Source organism: Nostoc edaphicum CCNP1411 (assembly GCF_014023275.1).
Taxonomy (GTDB): Bacteria; Cyanobacteriota; Cyanobacteriia; order Cyanobacteriales; family Nostocaceae; genus Nostoc; species Nostoc edaphicum_A.
In genome coordinates, this window is sequence record NZ_CP054698.1 from 4,987,947 (window position 1) to 5,008,561 (window position 20,615).

Genomic DNA, 20,615 nt, shown 5'->3' on the forward strand with positions numbered 1-20,615 from the left:
CGCAGCCCAAAAAACTTCTTAAGACACTTACCAAAGCTATCATAGCTACTGGAGTAGAACGGATATGTTCTACTCTTTCAAGGTATCATGCAATTTTAAAGCTTATTTAGACCGGCACCACAGACTTATGGTGCGCGAAAATGACAGGATACGATACTAAAAAATCTTAAATCACAGTTCCACAAATTTGTCAATGGCAGCAGAAACCAATGAAAACCATCTACTGATTATTGAAGACGATCAAGGTCGCAAAGAATTTTCTCTGGAGCAACCCGTCTACTCTATTGGTAGAGATCGCGAATGTAATATCCGTTTGATGTCGCAATTTGTCTCCCGACGCCATGCCACATTAGTGAGATTGCCACGAGATCATAATAGTCATAGCTACTATTACCGGATTGTAGATGGCGATGCTAAAGGTAAGTCTAGTTCTAACGGTTTAATGATTAATGGACGCAAGATACCATCTCACGATCTCAGAAATGAAGACGAGATCGTTTTTGGGCCTCAAGTACGTGCCATTTATTACCTTTTAAGAAACACTCAGCGTTTGGGACAAACGGATTCGAGCGAGTACGATATTACACTAATAAACCCCGGTATGGCCGAGGATTTAGAGGATATAGAAGACTGAATTATAACTACCAATCAAAGTCTGACATTCCCACAACTTCAAGCTGTGGGAGTGTCAATTCAACCACCAAAGCTATCCTGCAAGACTTTCAATCAAATGCCAATGGCGGCTATTTTCAATAGCCTGCTTGATGAATTCAAACATTTGTCGGCAGTAATTATCTAGTTGGAGTGGTAGTTCTTCATTTTTAAGCACAATACTCATCCGGGTTTCTGCTTCAGTAGATTTTGATTTATCAATCAGTACTTCTACTGTTACCAATTTAGGAAAAGGAACATTGCCAGGAACCTCACGAGCGATAATGTAATCGGCCGTATTGTATTGAATATCCAACTGACAGTCCTGTAGAAGTTCTACAAGTAACGGCAACAGATGGTCACTAGGAACAGAAACAATAAATGAACAGGTATAGCGAGCCATAATAGCCCCACGCCTTGCAACACTCCGTCCATCCTATAATACCGAAGTATCTAAACGGAAAGTCATTATAAAAGCAAAGTTTTTGAGTTTTGAGGTTAGGCATTACCAAGATATACAATTTACCTAATTTTATAAATAATCTTAGGCGGCTCATAATCCTGTGATAGAGCGAAAAGTCAGAGCGCTGGTAACCAACGCTCCGTTAGCGAAAAGGATAAAATATATTTTCTTCGTCCTGCCTCCTAACTCCTACCTCTTGCCCTCTGCCTTCTTTGGTAAGCTGAAAGTTTGATCAAAAACTTTACAATAAAGGTTTGGCTGAGGTAGAAAATGAAAGTCGCAATTACTGGAGCAACAGGATTTGTTGGTAGCCGTTTGGTACAACGACTCCACGGAAAAGGTCACAAAATAGTAGTATTAACTCGGAATACCACCTTTGCTCAAAAGGTTTTTCCATCTGAGGCTTTCCCCAATGTAGAAATTGTTGCCTATACACCAAATGCATCTGGTTCTTGGCAAGGTGTCATTGCTAGTTGTGATGGCGTAGTTAATTTGGCAGGAGAACCTATTGGTGAAGGACGCTGGACACCAGAACGGAAACAAGAAATCCTCAATAGTCGGAAGTTTGGTACACAAAAAGTAGTTGAAGCAATAGCCAACGCTAACCCCAAAACGGCAGTCGCTACAACTGGGGGAACTCCCGCAACGCGCTGCCTTCCAACTGTGTTAATTAACGCTTCAGCTATTGGCTACTACGGCACCAGTGAAACGGCAATCTTTGATGAAACAAATCTATCTGGTAACGATTTTCTTGCCCAAGTCTGCCAAGCCTGGGAAGCTGAAGCGAGAAAGGTAAAAGATGCTGGTGTCCGGCTGGTAATTCTACGTTTTGGGATTGTTCTGGGCAATGGTGGTGCTTTAGGTAAAATGATTCCGCCTTTCAAACTCTTCGCTGGTGGGCCTATTGGTAGTGGTCGGCAGTGGTTCTCATGGATTCACGTAGACGATTTAGTTAGCCTGATTCTGGAAGCTTTAACTAAACCGGAAATAGAAGGCGTATATAATGCAACCGCCCCTAAACCAGTTCGGATGGCAGATTTAAGCCAAACTTTGGGACAAGTCATGAATCGCCCTTCTTGGTTGCCTGTTCCTGCTTTTGCGATCGAAGCTCTTTTAGGAGACGGGGCTATAGTAGTTTTAGAAGGTCAGCAAGTCATCCCAAAACGCACGTTAGAAACAGGTTTTGAGTACAAATATCCTAATTTGCAATCCGCATTAACACAAATTCTTAATTAAAAGGGAGTGGGGAGTGGGGATTGGGGATTGGGGATTTAAAAACTTTTCCCTGTTCCCTGTTCCCTATTCCCTATTCTCCAGTACCCAGTCCCTAGTCCCCAGTCTCTTGACTATTGACTAGAGAGAAATTTTCTGGAAACCCAACTGATAATACCGCTGAGAATAGCACCGCCCATGAGGATACCAATTGCTGGGTTAAACACAGGTTGCCACAGTTGATGCCACAAATCCAAACCCAGGTTTATTCCCACAGCATCACCGATCGCTGCGATCGCTAACCAGCCAAAGCCAAACAAAACCAAAAAAACATCTGCGACTAAAACCATGTTTAGCCAATTTAACAATTTATCTTTCATGATTGAATTGGGGAATTGGGAATTGGGAATGGGGAATGGGGAATGGGGAATGGGGAATGGGAAGAGACAACTTAGAGACTTACTTCAATAAATTCCCCCTAGTCCCTAGTCCCCAGTCCCCAATCATCATTTTTCAAACAGCCAATTTTTGACTTTTGTCAAACTCTGCCAATCTGGTTTTCTACTTAAACCGTCTTCAATACTATTTTTTATTTCATCACTCCATTCTTCATTGACAAATATCAACTGTTGTGCTATGTCAATGTGTTCTCGCAAACCTTTTTGACCCGTTTCCAGCATTGCTAAGGCGAGATTTACTCTAGCTTGTGGATCTTGTGGGTTTAACTTGACTGCCTTCTGTGCGGCTTTGTATGCCAAGTTGGGTTTGTTATCAAGTAGATACAACCACGCTAAACAAATCCAAGCAGCACTGGTTTTAGGAGCGCGATCGCATACTTCTTTAAACACAGGGATTAAAGATTCTACTGATTCTCCAGCTTTATAGCGTTCTAAACCTGTATCAAACAGGGATTCAACTGTATTAGTCATTTGTCATTAGTCATTGGTCATTAGTCATTAGTCATTAGTCATTGGTCATTTGTAAAGGACAAAAGACAATGGACAAATGACAAATGACAATATTACACCCCAAATGACTTACCGCAACCACAAGTTTGGTTGGCATTGGGGTTAGTGAATTGGAAGCCACCGCCAATCATGGCATCGCTATAATCGAGCATTAAACCGTAGAGATATAACAGGCTCTTGCGATCGCTGACAATTTTGAAGCCATCATAGTCAAAAACTTCATCCTGAGGGGTGATCTTGCTAGTGTCTTCAAAGTCCATCATGTAAGACATCCCAGAACAGCCACCCTGACGGACTCCTACCCGTAAGCAGAAGTCTGTGCCTTGCTTGTCCCGGAGGGATTTTACCTGCTTCAATGCGGCTTCACTCAACAGAATTCCGCGTTGTTGAGCCTGAATTGCTTGTGTCATCTGCTTTTTCAACTCCTTAATTTAGTTTAAGCTTTACCCTATATCAGCTTGTTAATGCCTGTAGGTTGCCCTTGGTGTTTTTGTATTCATTCTAGCGGCTTAGATGCCGCTAGATGCCAAATTGTAAACACTCCGTTAAAAGCAGCCAAAAATTTTTATTCTAGAATTGAGAGACTCAGTGTGTTTATAGGAGAAGACAGGAGGCAAGAGGCAAGAGGCAGGAGGAAATAATTATGAATGAAAATTTTAGTTCTCGGTATAAGATTCAGTTTAAAAAGATGAATTGTATCGAGACATATAGCAGAAAATACATTCGTAGCCGATCTGGTCTTCTCTATTGGCGTCTCCCCTTCTTCTACAAAGAAGTCAGCTACGCGCAGTGTCTCCTAGAGAGGGTCTAGGATACATTCCAAGTGGATTAATTTGGCATCGTCGTCCACAGCCTAAGTCTCACGCTTTTAAATATGGGTTACTCCTGCCTCCTAAAACAGTTGGTATTTTTTAAGTTAAAGCCTTATGGCAACCTGAAAAGCAACCACCTTCAGGTGCAGCCATAAAAATTTAATCTGAGGCTAGCTATCCCCCAAAGTTTACTTCCAAATTGCTTCTTTTGATCTCTATGACAAGTTTTAATCGCTCTACCAGTCGTCGGTTGAAAAAATTAACTCAAATTCCTTCTGTATGGGAGGGCGATCGCCGTCCGTTGTCATCACCAAACCAGTTCTCAGACTCAGAGGCAAAGGGAGAATGCATTCTTTGGGTAGATTACTCCCAAGGTGTTGTCCGAGGAATGGACGTGGTAGCTTCAGATATCGGCCCAGAAGCAATTGTTCGCACCTTAATGCAAGCAATGGAGCATCCTCAGAGTCCGGCAAGACCTGCCAGACCCCAAAGAATTGTAGTCAAAGACCGCGAGATCCAATTTTACCTGCGGGGAGTGCTACAAGATTTAGATATTGCCATTGATTACGCACCAGAACTGCCTTTAATTGACGAACTATTTCGTGGATTCGCCGACATCCTCGATAGTCAAACGCCCGACTTACCCCCACAGTATGCACAAATCTTGCGAGAGAAAGCATTTGCAATTTGGCAAGCAGCACCTTGGGAATTTTTGGAAGAACAGCAAATTTTATCCATTGAGATTAATAAGTGGGATGTTGGCACACTCTACGCCTCAATCATGGGAATGCTGGGAATGGAGTATGGGATTTTGTTTTATCGCTCAGAAGAGTCTTTAAAACAGTTTCGCGCCGCCGTTTTAAGAGATGAAGAATCAACGGAGCATCTAGAAGAAGCGTTCCTTAAGCAAGATTGCCTGTTTCTCACTTTTGAGACTGCTGATGAAGATGAGGATGAAGAAGATGAAGAAGATGATTTGGCCGATCTGCCATTATCAGAAATTGACCCCACATTCGGTAACATCCACCCCTTAGAAGGACTCCGTTCTGTTTTATATGACGAAGAAGCATTGGTAATCTTGGTTGCGATCGAAAGCCTGATCCGCTTTATTCGCGATCACCGTCGCCCGCTTCATGAAGACATCTTCCCTACCCTCAGCCGTCGCTATCGGATTTCTCTGCCACAGTCGGAAGAATCAACTAAATCTGTGCCTGTGACAGTCTCTACCATGCCGCAGTTAGCAGCAGAATTAGAGGAAATGGCAGGCTTCGGTGTCGATGATCAAGAGATTGACAACCCTAATTTTCAATCATTGCAAGATGACTTGATACCAGAAGATTCCTTCCTCAGCTTAGGTGTGGTGTCCTGGGAAATGTTGGAACACCTGCGTAAGGGAGTCAGCTACCATCCGGCTGGTGAAATCAAACACGTAGGTGATGGTTTGCCGGTGATTTTAATCCAAACTTCTCGTCCCAAGGCGAAGACTGTAATTGAAAGAATTGAAACAGCAGGTGGATTGAGAGCAATTTGCTTTAATCCAGGTGCCGACCCCTTCGATGGCGATCGCTATGACCTGGGTTTATTGCAAACTCAAAATGGCGAATTGTTCCTATTCGGTGAATTCTTAGACGAAGATCCGATTCATGTAGAAGCCCGAAAGAAATGGAATCAACGGTGTAAAAATACTAAGGGCTACTGTGGTTTAATCATTGCCAAAGGACTAACGGGAGCTTCCCGTGGCAATCCTCAGTTACGAGATATGATGGCTTTGTTTGAAGCGCGATCGCTTTCACCCAAAGATTTAGGTATTGGCACTCTCCAACTGATGCCCCAACTTAAACTTTGAATAGTTGCACCAATTCCTGCCATCCTTAATCTCAAATTATGGGTATGAGAGATTAAGTCAATGTGTATTTGATTTACATGTTAACTGAAACTGCACTTGGGAGGGGAAAAAAGAAAGGCTTTACCTTTTAAAATTTACCCCTCTTCTTTTTACCTACTGGTGTTGAGTGAAGTAAAAGTACTTATCTCTTGTAAGTGGTCTTTTAACCAGAGTTATACCAAATTAAAAAATGTTTGGACGAATAACCCCATCCGCACGACGCGCATCTTCCCAAAGTAAGGGTAGGGTTGGGGAAGCGTATTATCTTTGTGTTGCATTCTTTTGTCAAATTGGTATTAGTAGTCCGTCAAATTCATTTTGACGGTTAGAGAGACGCGATAAATCGCCGTCTCTACTCTTAATACACTTACCTGGCGGAGCCAGATAACGAGGAAGATAAAGGGGTTAGGTTTTTGATTATTGAAACGGTGTTTTAGGCGACCAATGATTAGAAGTTAACTTTACCTCAATTTCATGAAGTACCTATATTTTCATCGTTTTCCAGTTATTTTACTCAGATAATCTCAGTATAAATAACTACTAATCAATAAAATAATATCCGCAAAGTTTGGTTTAATCAAACCTTACTGACACTCTTAGATATCGAAATCTTTTTTTTTAGAAGTTTTAGAGTTTAGCATCTTGTTATATATCAATATCATTAAGCAAAGGTTCAAATGTCTATCTTTTTCTTTGTAATTTTTTTATAAAGGATAAAAATAAGATTATTTAGTCTCTAAATGAAGATTATTTAAAGTGCGTAAATAATGGCTATAATGAACACACCAGCAAAAAAGATTGAAATGCACAATTGTTTTTATAGGTATACTTGCCAAATACAAAATGCTTGTGAATCAATACTTTTTTGCCGATAATTTATCTCTTGGTTTAAATCTAAAAAGAAGGTATATTGTCCAATTTTTAGCTACATAATTGGCTAAAAATGATTTTTTTTAACCTCTAGATAGATGAATACAAAGAATGGAAAAAATCTCTGGGTTGAAATCAAACTATATCGCTAGAGGGAAGATAAAAAATAGGCAAAATTTCATCGTATCTTTACGGGAAGTTTAGTGCAAAAGCATGAAACAAAACTAAAATATTATTATCGGCAACAGTCAAGTAACATCATATCTATTTACGGGCTAATTCATCTGTGTGAAATTACAGATAATGCTGTAAAAATTTACCAACAGTCTGGGCTATTTACACCCAGTAAACTGAATCTTCTCTTCTTTTTTCTGGTTACTATATTGGCACGTAAAAGCAATGAGCTTGATCGAGGTAAGCCAAAAATCATAACCGTTCAAGTAGCTCTTAACTTAATGGGTGCAGATGGGTGTTTGTTATGGAGCGATCGCTCATTTGCCTACTTCATAGGGGATTATTCACGATCTACAAATACCACTCTAACCTGCGTGTAAGGTAGCATTTCAGCATAATAATGATTCTGAAAGCTTTATTTTATGGTGTTGTAGTAGATGTTCTCTCTAAGTGGGTTTGGCGAACTTGCTTAAGAAATAAGGTCAAATGCTTTCAATGGAGAATAACTTTGGAAATCTTAATTGAGTCAACATTAGGTGTCTCAATTCATCTATCAAATTTCATTCTCAGGCTTTACTCATGCTGTTAGTAGGGTTATTATCTTCACAAGCAACAATGTGCTTTTTCTGCTGTCACAATCGTAACCAATAAAGTGTAGTTTTTTGATTTTTTTAGAAAATGATGAATCCTTTGACAAAACGAACATTTTTAATATTAATGATATGACTTGTTTCCTGAGACAAACTCTGATAATCTTATCGGTTCCCTCTTTACTTAGACTCTTTCGACAATCTAAAATATACAGCAGATAGCATGATAATGACAAATAAAAAATGGGCCGTTAAACGTATAACAGTCAATCTGGCAACACAAGAAGCGGAAAAACTGGAAAAATATTGCCAACAAACAGGTAGACCCGCAACCGACGTGATTCGTGAACTGATTAGAAGTTTGCCTGTCTCCGACGACAGCAAATAGGTAAGAAGATGCTTTAAATACTTATCCAGATAACTACTTTGCCACCAAAAAATAGCTATGATACTTTTTTGAGTCTGCCGCTATGACAAGAGTTTGTCTAGCTGATACAGACGCGAGAAAAACGCGTCTGGTTATTTATTCGGGACTAAAAGAAGCGAACAAAGAGGTTTTAGTATCGACATTGCCATCCCTTAATATGCTGGTGGAGTTGATATTAAGTAGCAAATTCCGACCCCAACCCAGTTACAATCTGTAAAGAAACTGAAAAGGAACGACGGAATGCGCGTTGCAATCGTAGGTGCGGGACTGGCTGGACTAGCAACCGCAGTAGATCTAGCTGATGCTGGTTGTGAAGTAGAGATTTTTGAGTCTCGTCCGTTTGTGGGTGGTAAAGTTGGCAGTTGGGTTGATGGAGATGGCAACCATCTAGAAATGGGGTTGCATGTATTTTTCGGGTGCTACTACCAACTTTTTGACTTGATGAAGAAAGTGGGGGTGTTAGAAAACTTACGCCTCAAAGAACATACCCACACTTTTATTAATAAAGGGGGGCGCACTGGTGCTTTGGATTTTCGCTTCCTTACAGGTGCGCCTTTCAATGGCTTAAAGGCATTTTTTACAACTTCTCAACTATCGTTGCAGGATAAACTGCAAAATGCGATCGCTTTGGGTACTAGTCCGATAGTTCGCGGATTGGTAGACTTTAATGGGGCGATGAAAACCATCCGCAATTTAGATAAAGTTAGCTTTGCCGACTGGTTCCGCAGTCACGGTGGGAGCAATGGCAGTATTAAGCGTATGTGGAACCCAATTGCCTATGCATTGGGATTTATTGATTGCGAAAATATGTCTGCCCGTTGTATGTTAACCATATTCCAGCTATTTGCAGTTAGAACTGAAGCTTCAGTTTTGCGAATGCTGGAAGGTTCTCCATCTGAATATTTACACAAGCCCATTCTGGAATATCTGGAAGCTAGAGGCACCAAAATTTACACGCGCCGACAAGTTCGGGAAATTCAGTTTACAGAGTCAGACAAACAAACCCGCGTCACTGGTATAGTAGTTGCCCAAGGTGATACAGTGGAAAATATCACCGCTGATGCTTACGTTTTTGCCTGTGATGTTCCAGGAATCCAACGCATCCTACCCCACGAGTGGCGTAAGTGGTCAGAATTTGACAATATTTACAAACTGGATGCAGTGCCAGTAGCTACAGTGCAGTTACGCTTCGATGGTTGGGTAACAGAACTGAACGATGGAAGGGAACGTAAACAGCTAAATCATGCGGCTGGAATCGATAATTTACTTTACACAGCCGATGCTGACTTTTCTTGTTTTGCCGATTTGGCGTTGACTAGCCCTGCTGATTATTATCGCCCAGGACAGGGGTCTTTGTTACAACTAGTGCTGACACCGGGAGATCCGTTTATTGCACAAAGTAATGAAGCGATCGCACAGCATGTCCTCAAGCAAGTTCATGAACTGTTTCCCTCGTCGCGGGAACTAAATATGACTTGGTACAGCGTGGTAAAACTTGCTCAATCTCTCTACCGAGAAGCACCAGGGATGGATGCGTACCGTCCCAACCAAAAAACACCAGTAGATAATTTCTTCCTTGCAGGGAGTTATACTCAGCAAGACTACATCGACAGCATGGAAGGAGCCACTATTTCTGGACGGCGTGCGGCCAAGGTGATTTTGGAGAGTTTGAAGAATTGATATAGACACGGAGTAGCTTGCCACAGGCTACCGCGTTCGCGTAAAGGGAAGGGCGCAAAGGGCCCGGGCCCGTACTCCTGCAAACAAGCAAGCTACGCAAAGCGTCTCGTAGAGAAGGAAAAACAGATCATGTCAGATTGGTTAGAGCATACTGTGCAGGTAGAAGTAGAAGTTCCTATAGATTTAGTATGGAGCCTCTGGTCTGATTTAGAGCAAATGCCTCGGTGGATGAAATGGATTGATTCGGTGAAAATTCCGCCAGATAATCCAGATATATCTCTTTGGAAATTAAAAACTGGCAGTCTAGAATTTAATTGGCAATCCCGAATTCTTAAAGTTATTCCCAATCAAATTATCCAATGGGAATCGATTGATGGTTTGCCCAATCAAGGAGCAATTCGTTTTTACGATCGCCACAATAGTAGCATTGTTAAAATGACAATTTCCTACGCCATCCCCGGCATTATTGGCAAAATTATGGATAACTTATTTTTGGGACGGATAGTTGAATCGACGATTCAAGCTGATTTGGAAAGGTTTAAAGAATATGCGCTGAATGTTAAAGCTAATTGATACAGGATTGATATTAATACTTGTCGGTTAGGGGGAAAAGGGGAATGGGAAAGGGGAAAGAAAAAACTTTTAACCCAAACCCAGTAACCTTTTCCCCCAACTAAATTCCAGTTTAAAATTCAAAATTCCAGCAGTATTGGGATTGATGTTAGGCTACTTGCTGTGGCTGAGATTTCACTAATTCTCCAGGAGCAAATACTCCATTCTCTGTAATGATTGCTGTAATCAACTCAGCCGGAGTGACATCAAAAGCTGGGTTGTAAAAATCTACACCCGCAGGTGTGAGAATGGTATCACCAACTTGATAGATTTCTGTTGGTTCGCGTTCTTCAATGGGAATTTTGCTGCCATCGGCTAATTCAAAATCAACGGTGGAAAGGGGTGCAGCGACAAAGAAGGGTATATTATGTGCTTTAGCTGCGATCGCTACACTATATGTACCAATTTTATTGGCAGTGTCACCATTAGCGGCAATTCGATCAGCACCCACAACTACAGCATGAATCAAACCTTGTTTCATGCAATGGGCTGCCATATTATCAGTAATTAATGTCACAGGAATACCTTCTTGGACACATTCCCAAGTGGTGAGTTTTGCGCCTTGTAAGCGGGGACGGGTTTCATCGGCAAATAAACGCTCCAAACGTCCTTCCCTCCAAGCAGAACGCACAACACCCAAAGCAGTGCCATAACCAGCAGTAGCTAGTGCCCCAGCGTTGCAATGGGTAAGCAGCGTCAGCTTTTCTGGGGTAGTGGGCAAGACTGTCAAACCATTGTCACCAATTGCTTGACAGGTTTGCAAATCTTCAGCGTTAATAGCTTGGGCTGTTTGGAACAGGGTTTGCTTGATGTCTTCTACTGTTCCCAAAGTTTCGTAGGCGGCTTTGATCATCCGACTAATTGCCCAAAATAAATTTACCGCTGTTGGCCGGGTAGAACGCAACAACTGGGCTACTTTATCTAAGTTTTGCAGAAATTCGTGGCGATCGCTTGTTTCAATTTCCCTTGCACCAAGATACATTCCATAAGCCGCAGCCACACCAATTGCAGGTGCACCTCGCACAATCATGGTTTTAATCGCCCGCGCCATATCTTCACTGCGGTGAATTTCCACAAATGTATATTCGTTAGGTAAGCGAGTTTGGTCAATTAGTGACACTGAGTTGTTGTGCCAAATAACGGGATAAACTTGGTTTGGGGAAGGTGTCATAGGAAGGTATTGGTATTGGGGATAGATTGAGCATTCTCACCTTTTCTTCCCAATTTTGGGGCTATTTGGGAAAGTAGGCAATAATCATGGCAACTTCAGGATGATTGCGAGCGATCGCTTCTGGTATTCGACCAAAAAGTGAAACTAGCTGAGTTTTCTGCTCAACAGACCCGTTTAACACTAGCAGATCGTTGGTTTTGAGTAAACGAGAAACTTGCTGCACAAAATTGCCCCGCACTTTTTGAATGGGTGTATCTTCTGGCAATCCGGCATTAGTCAAATCGATATCTACTCCTTGTTTTGTGACAACTTGCAAAAGTTGTACGGTAGCTTTGAGTTCTGTTGCCAAACTTTTGACTAATTGAATACTCTCTCCAAAAGAACTAGCATAAGTTTGCTGGGTGGTGAAAGCTAGAAAGACTCGTGTTGTATGCTCAATTGGCAACGGGAATCGAGTTACCAAAACAGGCACTGTACTGCGATTTACAATCTTGTCAATAACACCACCAAAGAGATTTTCCTGATAAGTAGAGTAACCTTTCCAGCCGCAGACAATCACACTGGCCTGCTTTTCTTCTGCTACACGAGCAATTCCCTTATCAATTGATTCGTCAATCCGACCAATGGGACTAACATTGACCACGGCAGCATGGGCAATCATTTCTGCGGTTGATAATAATTGGCTTTGTCTGGCTTTGTCCCCTGGAGAAATGGGGGAACTTTGTTCTAGTAAAATATGGAGTGGCAATAAAGTACCATCTGCTGATTTTGTTAGGAGTATTGCCAACTTGAGTAGGTTATCTTCAGTGCTGGGATTGGCAACTGGTACTAAAACGCGATCGCCTAGATTTCCTAGCTGATGACTTTGAATACTAGCCTCTCCTGGCCTGATTTTTTTCCCCCACCGATCTGTCACCCAAGGAGAAGCAATGCAGGTAACTAAAATCATGGCGATCGTGCCATTCACTGTTAACTGATCGACCAACTCGATTTTGTAAGCAACGGTGATTGCAGCTAGGGTAGAGGCTGCCTGAGCTACTGATAGCCCAAACATCAACATGATATTGTCAAAATTGAATCCGAACAATTTACCTGAACCCCATGCAGGTATGAACTTGGCAATAATCGCAACAGTTACCATGACAGCGGATACTACGAGCGATCGCGGTTCTTGAATCAGAATCAGGGGATTCACCAACATTCCCACAGAAATCAAGAAAAAGGGTACAAACAATGTATTCCCAATAAATTGAATCCGATTCATTAGAGGGCTAAGTTGGGGAATTAGCTGGGTAATAGCAACTCCAGCTAAAAAAGCGCCAATAATCGGCTCAATTTGGATTAATTCTGCCCCATAGGAAACCACAAACAGGGTAGCTAAAACAAAGGTAAACTCTGCCCCTTCATCGTGTCCAAACCGCTGAAAGAACCAGCGACCGAGACGAGGTAGACCCCATAGTGTCAGAAATGTGTAGATAATTAGTGAAGGAATCAGGAATAACCAAAACTGTAGGCTTAAGCTGCCTTGATGCGCTCTCACTACCACCGCTAAAACCAAAAGTGCTAAAACATTGGTGATTAATGTGCCTCCGAGAGTGGTAGTTAATGTCTGAGAGCGCATAATTCCCAATTTACTGACTATCGGTAGTGCTAGTAGCGTATGGGAAGCAAAACAAGAAGCAACTAAAATGGCAGGTAATACACCATAGCCAATGGCCATCATGGCTGCGGTACCTAATACCATCGGCACACCAAAGGTAGCTAATCCGAATATGACTGCTTTATCAGCGTTATATTTCAGATCATCCAAGCTAGTTTCCAGTCCTGCCATAAACATGAGAAATAGCAAACCAACTGTACCCAAAAGCACAATTGTATTATCTCGTGCCAATAATCCCAGTCCATTGGGCCCGACTACAACACCGGCCAAAATTAATCCGACAATACCCGGCAGGTTGATTTTTTCAAATAGCAGGGGCGCAATTAACATAATCCCCAACATCATCAGAAAAATCGGTACTGGTTCTTTAATTGGTGTAGATAATACAGAAGCTAGAAAAAAATTTGTCATACTCTGCTCTAGAGTTGCGTTAACATCTGATTTCATCCGAGAGCGTTAATGGGACGAAGCCCAATGTAGGCACGCTCATACTTTGGCAATAGATTTAATATTGTTTGATATGGCCATGTTGCATAACTAGCATAAATATTTTTAAATTAATAGTGGTAAATGCTAGCACAGTACGGCGAAAATAAATCACTCATTTCAAATGTCTGAAACCCTTGCAAAAATGGTAATTACGTTAACGATCAAGCGTCCGTAGGAGCATCATTACGAATTACGGATTATGAATTACGCAAAGCAGTACTAGCGACTTAACTCTATACTGCTTAGTATTTATATGCAATACACTGTGGTAAGAAAAAGTATCTACGGCGTGTTTTCAAAGTTGCGTGGATGTTCAATTGTGTATTCAATCACTCGTAGCAGTATTGGTTGACAACCTTGAACGAGCGAAATCCAAAATCCACAATTGTAAATCAAAAATGGTATTAGAAATTCCTAAGCATTTGGATTTTCTAATTATGGCAAGGTGATACTAGTACTTTTTTAAGCTAGTTTTGAGGGTTTGTAGTAAAGACTTTAGTCCTTACTACGAACTTGATTATCTATCAATTGAAAGTTGACAGAGTACTAGGCAATCAGACTAAAATTGCTACTACTGAGAGTAATATCAGAATTTCCTAAACGGGCAAATTCAAACACTGTTCCTGTACCCAGAACGTTGCCATCTTGGTTATAGAATAGGCTACCACTACTTTGGCTAAAGACAATACGCGCATTACTAGCGTTGACGAATTGATTACCAGTGACAACTGCAAAGTCAGTTAAAGCCTGACCTGCACTATTAGTAACAGCATTAAAGGTGGTTTTACTCAGCACAATCTGGTCTTGTCCGGCTTGAAAATCGGTGATGTAATCAACACCTAAGCTTGTGTTAAATACACCATTGCTTTGGAACAGATATTTATCATTACCAACTCCACCTGTAAGAGTATCATTACCATTGCCTCCTCCAAGAGTGTCATTTCCGTCACCGCCAATCAGAGTGTTATTCAGTGTATTACCAGTGAGAATATCATTGCCTGTGCCACCCGTTGCATTTTCAATAACGTTATTGGCAGAGAGAATGAGTTTGAGATTGCTATTAACTGTTTGCGTGGTAGTGACACCTAGATTTAGGTTGACAGCAGATGTAGTCCCGCCAAAGTTAATAGTATCAGTACCACCGGTTGAGGTTTCTGTAATTGTGTCGGTTCCCAAGGTACTATTAGCTATGAAAGAATAGGTATCATTTCCTGTTAACCCTTGGAGTTGGTCATTTCCGCCACCGCCAATCAAGGTGTTATTGAGTGTATTACCAGTAAGAGTGTCATTGCCTGTGCCACCTGTTGCATTTTCAATAACGTTATTGGCAGAGAGAATCAGTTTGAGATTACTATTAACCGTTTGTGAGGTGGTTAAACCTAGATTTAGGTTGACGGCAACTGTAGTACCGCTAAAGTTAATAGTATCAGTACCACCGGTTGAGGTTTCTGTAATTGTGTCGGTTCCCAAGGCACTATTAGCTATGAAAGAATAGGTATCATTTCCTGTTAACCCTTGGAGTTGGTCATTTCCGCCACTGCCAATCAGATTGTTATTGAGTGTATTACCAGTGAGAGTGTCATTGCCTGTGCCACCTGTTGCATTTTCAATAACGTTATTGGCAGAGAGAATCAGTTTGAGATTACTATTAATCGTTTGCGTGGTAGTGACACCTAGATTTAGGTTGACAGCAGATGTAGTACCGCTCAAGTCAATAGTATCAGTACCATCTGTTGTGGTTTCTATAATTGTGTCAGTTCCCAAGGCAGTATTAGCGAGGAAAGAATAAGTATCATTCCCGGCACCACCATACAAGGTATCATTGCCAGCACCACCTAATAATCTGTCGTTTCCTTGTTCCCCGAACAAACGGTCATTCCCGCCATCGCCTTGCAGGGTATCGTTACCGAAACCACCAAACAAATCATCATTGTAAGCAGTTCCTATAACGTTGTTATCTACAACTGCACTGTTGAAAATCAAATCACTCACTTGTAATTGGCTTTTGCTAATGCCATTGAGTTTCAATCGATAATAATAATCGCCATCTAATACTCGATATCTGACGCTAATGATGACGTTACCATCGGTATCATTAGTTGTCAGCAATAACAGATTATTGAAGTCACTGATGCCTAGAGTTCTCAGATCTATTTTGTCTTGTCCTTTCTGAAAATCTGTGACGATATCTTGCTCTTTGGCACCGATAGAATTATTAAAGTACTCGAAGACAAATTCATCATTCCCGGCACCACCATACAAGGTATCATTGCCAGCACCACCTAATAATCTGTCGTTTCCTTGTTCCCCGAACAAACGGTCATTCCCGCCATCGCCTTGCAGGGTATCGTTACCGAAACCACCAAACAAATCATCATTGTAAGCAGTTCCTATAACGTTGTTATCTACAACTGCACTGTTGAAAATCAAATCACTCACTTGTAATTGGCTTTTGCTAATGCCATTGAGTTTCAATCGATAATAATAATCGCCATCTAATACTCGATATCTGACGCTAATGATGACGTTACCATCGGTATCATTAGTTGTCAGCAATAACAGATTATTGAAGTCACTGATGCCTAGAGTTCTCAGATCTATTTTGTCTTGTCCTTTCTGAAAATCTGTGACGATATCTTGCTCTTTGGCACCGATAGAATTATTAAAGTACTCGAAGACAAATTCATCATTCCCGGCACCACCATACAAGGTATCATTGCCAGCACCACCTAATAATCTGTCATTTCCTTGTTCCCCGAACAAACGGTCATTCCCGCCATCGCCTTGCAGGGTATCGTTACCGAAACCACCAAACAAATCATCATTGTAAGCAGTTCCTATAACGTTGTTATCTACAACTGCACTGTTGAAAATCAAATCACTCACTTGTAATTGGCTTTTGCTAATGCCATTGAGTTTCAATCGATAATAATAATCGCCATCTAATACTCGATATCTGACGCTAATGATGACGTTACCATCGGTATCATTAGTTGTCAGCAATAACAGATTATTGAAGTCACTGATGCCTAGAGTTCTCAGATCTATTTTGTCTTGTCCTTTCTGAAAATCTGTGACGATATCTTGCTCTTTGGCACCGATAGAATTATTAAAGTACTCGAAGACAAATTCATCATTCCCGGCACCACCATACAAGGTATCATTGCCAGCACCACCTAATAATCTGTCGTTTCCTTGTTCCCCGAACAAACGGTCATTCCCGCCATCGCCTTGCAGGGTATCGTTACCGAAACCACCAAACAAATCATCATTGTAAGCAGTTCCTATAACGTTGTTATCTACAACTGCACTGTTGAAAATCAAATCACTCACTTGTAATTGGCTTTTGCTAATGCCATTGAGTTTCAATCGATAATAATAATCGCCATCTAATACTCGATATCTGACGCTAATGATGACGTTACCATCGGTATCATTAGTTGTCAGCAATAACAGATTATTGAAGTCACTGATGCCTAGAGTTCTCAGATCTATTTTGTCTTGTCCTTTCTGAAAATCTGTGACGATATCTTGCTCTTTGGCACCGATAGAATTATTAAAGTACTCGAAGACAAATTCATCATTCCCGGCACCACCATACAAGGTATCATTGCCAGCACCACCTAATAATCTGTCGTTTCCTTGTTCCCCGAACAAACGGTCATTCCCGCCATCGCCTTGCAGGGTATCGTTACCGAAACCACCAAACAAATCATCATTGTAAGCAGTTCCTATAACGTTGTTATCTACAACTGCACTGTTGAAAATCAAATCACTCACTTGTAATTGGCTTTTGCTAATGCCATTGAGTTTCAATCGATAATAATAATCGCCATCTAATACTCGATATCTGACGCTAATGATGACGTTACCATCGGTATCATTAGTTGTCAGCAATAACAGATTATTGAAGTCACTGATGCCTAGAGTTCTCAGATCTATTTTGTCTTGTCCTTTCTGAAAATCTGTGACGATATCTTGCTCTTTGGCACCGATAGAATTATTAAAGTACTCGAAGACAAATTCATCATTCCCGGCACCACCATACAAGGTATCATTTCCAGCACCACCTAATAATCTGTCGTTTCCACCTTGACCAGAAAGGCTATCATTACCGTTTAAGCCTTCAATCGTATCATTTCCAGAAGTGCCGACTAAATTATCGTTATTGTTTGTTCCTACAATAGCCATACTTTTACAGTCCTTTGAATATTGGAATTCGGTTTGATTGTTGAAAAAGACTACGACAAAAGAGGGGGTTCAACGATTGAAGTTAAACCCATGAAAACTAGAAAGCGATCGCTTGCTACCAAATTGATACTGCTAGTGAATTGATGGTATAAGAATCGTAGTAATTAACTAGATTAAGTATACAGATAATAAAGCGATAAAAATTAATTTAAGTAATTATTTAATACCTGATAGTTTTCGGTAATTGACTAAGGTTTAACCAAACATCATATTACGGATATTAAACTTGTCGTTTTCAAAACGGAATCGCCCACACCTGAGTAACAAGTATGGGCGATTCATTCTACAAAGAATTAGCTAAACCACAGCAGATACTTGCTGTTTAAAGAAAGCTTGCAACACTCTCTCTGCTATTTGATGACTAGTTAAACCTAATTCTGTCTTAGATTCATTGGGTTCAGCATGATCTACTAACACATCTGGTACACCGAATCGCTTCACAGGAACTAGAATCTCTGCATCCATTAAAGCTTCTGCGATCGCACTACCAAAGCCACCCATCACACAGCCTTCCTCTAAGGTGACAACCCGGCCGATTTTCTTCGCTAAAGGCAAAATCAACTCGGTATCCAGAGGCTTCACAAAACGGGCATTAATTACAGTTGCTTCAATGCCGTGTTCGCTGAGAATTTCAGCAGCTTGCATTCCTGGATAGACCATTGTGCCATAAGCGACGATTAACACGTCATCGCCTGTACGTAGGATCTCGCCTTTGCCGATTTCCAAAGGTTCCCAGCCTTCTTCCATCAAGGGAACGCCGTAGCCATTGCCACGAGGATAGCGCATGGCGATGGGGCCACTGGTATGATTAACACCAGTTACTACCATGCGTTGCAGTTCTGCTTCGTCTTTGGGTGCCATGATTGCTATGTTGGGAATGCAACGCAGATAGGCAATGTCATACATACCTTGGTGTGTGGGGCCATCAGATCCGACAATTCCTGCCCGATCCAAGCAGAAGAACACTGGCAGGTTTTGGATGCAGACATCATGAATTATCTGGTCGTAAGCACGTTGCAGAAAGGTGGAATAAATAGCAGCAACGGGGCGCATTCCTTCGGTTGCAAGTCCTGCTGCTAGGGTGATTGCATGTTGTTCAGCAATGCCGACATCAACATATTGATTGGGCAATTTTGCCTGAAGTTTATCTAAGCCTGTCCCCGTTGCCATCGCCGCAGTAATGCCAACGATTTTTGGGTTTTGTTCGGCAAGTTTTACCAGAGTGTGAGAAAAGACTTTGGCATAAGCCGGGGGTTTGGGTTTACTGGAAGGAATGGCTTTGCCAGTTGCTACGTTGAAGGGGCTTTGGGCGTGGTAGCCAACTTGATCTAGTTCGGCAATTTCATAGCCTTTGCCCTTGACTGTTGCTACATGTACCAAAACTGGGCCTTGTATCTGATGTGCCTGTTGGAAGGTGGCAATCAATTCTTCGAGATTATGACCATCCACTGGCCCAATATAGGTAAAGCCGAGTTCTTCAAAAACTGCACCTACCTTGGGAACAGCCAAGCGTTTCATACTTTCTTTGATGCGTCCGAGTTCGGGAGACAAAGATTCACCCACGAAGGGAATTTGCTTAAATTGTTCCTCAAGATTATCTTTAATAAATTGCACCGGTTGGCTGAGACGCATTTTGTTCAGATAGCGGGGAATTGCGCCAACGTTGCGAGATATAGACATGTCGTTGTCGTTGAGAACAACCAACAAGTTAGTTTTCGGCATGTGTCCAGCATGGTTGATGGCCTCTAAAGCCATACCCCCAGTCAGCGCCCCATCGCCAATAACAGCAACAGCTTTAAATTTTTCGCCTTTCAAGTCTCGCGCCAAAGCCATGCCCAATGCCGCTGAAATACTTGTAGAAGCGTGTCCAGCCCCAAAGTGGTCAAACTTGTTCTCACCGCGTTTGAGATAACCCGCAACTCCGTCTTTTTGTCTGAGGGTGTGGAAGCTATCGTAACGTCCTGTAAGCAGTTTATGGGGATAAGCCTGGTGTCCTACATCCCAAATCACTTTATCTCGATCTAAGTCCAGTGTTTGGTAAAGTCCTAGTGTTAATTCGACAACACCCAACCCTGGCCCCAAGTGTCCACCATTAACCGCTACCGTTTGGAGATGCTTATCTCGAATCTGACGGGCAATCTGTTGCAGTTGGCGAACAGATAAACCGTGCAACTGATTAGGATGGGTGATTTCGCTCAGATGCATATTATAGGGTTTTCCTCTCTAACTTCTAGTCTCGGTATTTTGATTTTCCCACGGTCGGGTTGTCCACAGAATCAAACTCTTACATTGTTACTAAGTTGTTGTGGAAAGTATAATTTCGTAATTGATAATGGCGAAAAATTTGTTAACCATTAACAATTCGTCAAATGAGGTTGCAATCAGTTAAGGTTATAACACGTTTGTCAATAAGTAATGCTACTTAAAAACAGTCTGTAATCCGTATAGAAAAACAAGTTTTCCAGGAGTAATTTGCGGAAATTTCCTAATCATGTTCTTCAATTTTACCTTTTAAGGTTAGTAAAAAAGAAAGTTAAATATTTTATTTCTAACTATATATCTAGCATATTTACTGGTAAATATTTAACAATTGTTTATTCTGCTATTTGGTAACATCAGATAATTTTATTAGCGATCGCTAGTTCATACGGACGCAATGAATATGTATTTAAAATTACTGGCTTTTTTGATATAACTTCA

14 protein-coding genes are annotated in these 20,615 nt (G+C 41.4%); 6 read left to right on the forward strand and 8 right to left on the reverse strand.

What is annotated here, in order from left to right; translation table 11 throughout:
* Window positions 1-193: 193 nt before the first annotated feature.
* Window positions 194-634 carry an FHA domain-containing protein gene (locus HUN01_RS23830; protein ID WP_181928254.1) on the forward strand — a complete coding sequence of 147 codons (441 nt, stop codon included), beginning with the start codon at window positions 194-196 and terminating at the stop codon, window positions 632-634.
* Window positions 635-706: 72 nt separating this feature from the next.
* Here HUN01_RS23830 and HUN01_RS23835 read toward each other — a convergent pair whose 3' ends face one another.
* Entirely contained in the window at window positions 707-1,054 is a 348-nt protein-coding gene (locus HUN01_RS23835; protein ID WP_181928255.1) for a hypothetical protein, read from the reverse strand.
* Window positions 1,055-1,384: 330 nt separating this feature from the next.
* On the opposite strand from HUN01_RS23835, the gene thyD reads away from it, so the two are divergent.
* Window positions 1,385-2,350, forward strand: a complete 966-nt coding sequence (gene thyD, locus HUN01_RS23840) for a thylakoid membrane protein ThyD (protein WP_181928256.1) — start codon at window positions 1,385-1,387, stop codon at window positions 2,348-2,350.
* Between the two features lie 110 nt (window positions 2,351-2,460).
* On the opposite strand, the gene HUN01_RS23845 is transcribed toward thyD, so the two are convergent.
* The 3 genes from HUN01_RS23845 to HUN01_RS23855 form a co-directional block, all read right to left on the reverse strand.
* Window positions 2,461-2,706: a hypothetical protein gene (locus HUN01_RS23845; protein WP_181928257.1), complete on the reverse strand. Its 246-nt coding sequence runs from the start codon at window positions 2,704-2,706 to the stop codon at window positions 2,461-2,463.
* A 126-nt stretch (window positions 2,707-2,832) separates the two neighbouring features.
* Window positions 2,833-3,255, reverse strand: coding sequence for a tetratricopeptide repeat protein (locus HUN01_RS23850; protein ID WP_181928258.1), 423 nt, complete (start codon window positions 3,253-3,255; stop codon window positions 2,833-2,835).
* 92 nt (window positions 3,256-3,347) lie between these two features.
* Entirely contained in the window at window positions 3,348-3,704 is a 357-nt protein-coding gene (locus HUN01_RS23855) for an iron-sulfur cluster assembly accessory protein (protein WP_181928259.1), read from the reverse strand.
* A gap of 619 nt (window positions 3,705-4,323) precedes the next feature.
* Between HUN01_RS23855 and HUN01_RS23860 the strand changes: the two genes are divergently transcribed.
* The 4 genes from HUN01_RS23860 (at window position 4,324) to HUN01_RS23875 (ending at window position 10,305) form a co-directional block, all read left to right on the forward strand.
* Window positions 4,324-5,952 (forward strand): DUF6930 domain-containing protein, encoded by a 1,629-nt coding sequence (locus HUN01_RS23860; RefSeq protein ID WP_181928260.1) that lies wholly within the window; start codon window positions 4,324-4,326, stop codon window positions 5,950-5,952.
* Window positions 5,953-7,848: 1,896 nt separating this feature from the next.
* Window positions 7,849-8,013, forward strand: a complete 165-nt coding sequence (locus tag HUN01_RS23865) for a ribbon-helix-helix domain-containing protein (RefSeq protein ID WP_181928261.1) — start codon at window positions 7,849-7,851, stop codon at window positions 8,011-8,013.
* Window positions 8,014-8,292: 279 nt separating this feature from the next.
* Window positions 8,293-9,732: a 9,9'-di-cis-zeta-carotene desaturase gene (gene zds / locus HUN01_RS23870; protein ID WP_181928262.1), complete on the forward strand. Its 1,440-nt coding sequence runs from the start codon at window positions 8,293-8,295 to the stop codon at window positions 9,730-9,732.
* Between the two features lie 129 nt (window positions 9,733-9,861).
* Window positions 9,862-10,305: an SRPBCC family protein gene (locus HUN01_RS23875; RefSeq protein WP_181928263.1), complete on the forward strand. Its 444-nt coding sequence runs from the start codon at window positions 9,862-9,864 to the stop codon at window positions 10,303-10,305.
* Window positions 10,306-10,453: 148 nt separating this feature from the next.
* Here the strand turns inward: HUN01_RS23875 and mtnA are convergent, their stop codons facing one another.
* The 4 genes from mtnA to dxs form a co-directional block, all read right to left on the reverse strand.
* Window positions 10,454-11,515, reverse strand: coding sequence for an S-methyl-5-thioribose-1-phosphate isomerase (mtnA, locus tag HUN01_RS23880; protein WP_181928264.1), 1,062 nt, complete (start codon window positions 11,513-11,515; stop codon window positions 10,454-10,456).
* Window positions 11,516-11,576: 61 nt separating this feature from the next.
* Window positions 11,577-13,586 (reverse strand): cation:proton antiporter domain-containing protein, encoded by a 2,010-nt coding sequence (locus HUN01_RS23885; RefSeq protein WP_181928265.1) that lies wholly within the window; start codon window positions 13,584-13,586, stop codon window positions 11,577-11,579.
* Between the two features lie 624 nt (window positions 13,587-14,210).
* Window positions 14,211-17,855, reverse strand: a complete 3,645-nt coding sequence (locus HUN01_RS23890; protein WP_181928266.1) for a calcium-binding protein — start codon at window positions 17,853-17,855, stop codon at window positions 14,211-14,213.
* Between the two features lie 357 nt (window positions 17,856-18,212).
* Window positions 18,213-20,120: a 1-deoxy-D-xylulose-5-phosphate synthase gene (gene dxs / locus HUN01_RS23895; RefSeq protein ID WP_181928267.1), complete on the reverse strand. Its 1,908-nt coding sequence runs from the start codon at window positions 20,118-20,120 to the stop codon at window positions 18,213-18,215.
* Window positions 20,121-20,615 lie beyond the last annotated feature (495 nt).

What these genes read in the sequence shown, in the direction of transcription:
- HUN01_RS23830 (WP_181928254.1), top strand. Translation starts at nt 194, where the DNA reads ATGGCAGCAGAAACCAATGAAAACCATCTACTGATTATTGAAGACGAT.
- HUN01_RS23835 (WP_181928255.1), bottom strand. Translation starts at nt 1,054, where the DNA reads ATGGCTCGCTATACCTGTTCATTTATTGTTTCTGTTCCTAGTGACCAT.
- thyD (WP_181928256.1), top strand. Translation starts at nt 1,385, where the DNA reads ATGAAAGTCGCAATTACTGGAGCAACAGGATTTGTTGGTAGCCGTTTG.
- HUN01_RS23845 (WP_181928257.1), bottom strand. Translation starts at nt 2,706, where the DNA reads ATGAAAGATAAATTGTTAAATTGGCTAAACATGGTTTTAGTCGCAGAT.
- HUN01_RS23850 (WP_181928258.1), bottom strand. Translation starts at nt 3,255, where the DNA reads ATGACTAATACAGTTGAATCCCTGTTTGATACAGGTTTAGAACGCTAT.
- HUN01_RS23855 (WP_181928259.1), bottom strand. Translation starts at nt 3,704, where the DNA reads ATGACACAAGCAATTCAGGCTCAACAACGCGGAATTCTGTTGAGTGAA.
- HUN01_RS23860 (WP_181928260.1), top strand. Translation starts at nt 4,324, where the DNA reads ATGACAAGTTTTAATCGCTCTACCAGTCGTCGGTTGAAAAAATTAACT.
- HUN01_RS23865 (WP_181928261.1), top strand. Translation starts at nt 7,849, where the DNA reads ATGATAATGACAAATAAAAAATGGGCCGTTAAACGTATAACAGTCAAT.
- zds (WP_181928262.1), top strand. Translation starts at nt 8,293, where the DNA reads ATGCGCGTTGCAATCGTAGGTGCGGGACTGGCTGGACTAGCAACCGCA.
- HUN01_RS23875 (WP_181928263.1), top strand. Translation starts at nt 9,862, where the DNA reads ATGTCAGATTGGTTAGAGCATACTGTGCAGGTAGAAGTAGAAGTTCCT.
- mtnA (WP_181928264.1), bottom strand. Translation starts at nt 11,515, where the DNA reads ATGACACCTTCCCCAAACCAAGTTTATCCCGTTATTTGGCACAACAAC.
- HUN01_RS23885 (WP_181928265.1), bottom strand. Translation starts at nt 13,586, where the DNA reads ATGACAAATTTTTTTCTAGCTTCTGTATTATCTACACCAATTAAAGAA.
- HUN01_RS23890 (WP_181928266.1), bottom strand. Translation starts at nt 17,855, where the DNA reads ATGGCTATTGTAGGAACAAACAATAACGATAATTTAGTCGGCACTTCT.
- dxs (WP_181928267.1), bottom strand. Translation starts at nt 20,120, where the DNA reads ATGCATCTGAGCGAAATCACCCATCCTAATCAGTTGCACGGTTTATCT.